Source organism: Bacillus sp. LR--39, assembly GCF_053613335.1.
Map to the genome: position 1 here is coordinate 1 of NZ_JBSIOT010001562.1, position 524 is coordinate 524.

The window sequence follows — 524 nt, forward strand, 5'->3', positions numbered from 1 at the left end:
TCAACAAGCGCGACACAAAGCACAGGAAGAACACTTGATTTAGCAATTGACGGCGACGGTTACTTCCGAATTGATACAGGTGACGGGACAGCTTATACAAGAGCAGGGAACTTCTATTTAGATAATACTGGAACACTGGTTACAGGTGATGGCTACCATGTACTAAATATGAATGGCGGAACAATTAAAATTCCTACTGATGCTCAAAGCTTTAGCATTGGTTCTGATGGAAAGGTGTCAATTGTTGATGCCGGTGGTCAATCACAAGACGGGGGACAAATCGGGATTGTTACTTTTGCCAACAGTGATGGATTGGATAAAATCGGAAGCAACCTATACCGTGAATCTTTAAACTCTGGAACGGCCAGTGCAGCGAACCAGCCTGGTGACGGCGGAACTGGTGCTCTTAAATCAGGATTTCTCGAAATGTCTAACGTCGATTTAACTGACGAATTTACTGAAATGATCGTAGCCCAGCGCGGATTCCAATCAAACTCAAAAATTATTACAACATCTGATGAAAT

The 524-nt window shown here is 42.9% G+C and carries 1 protein-coding gene; it reads left to right on the top strand.

What is annotated here, in order from left to right:
• Positions 1–524: flagellar hook-basal body complex protein (locus ACWHAR_RS31805; protein WP_452089018.1), on the top strand; the 524-nt coding region annotated here is incomplete at both ends.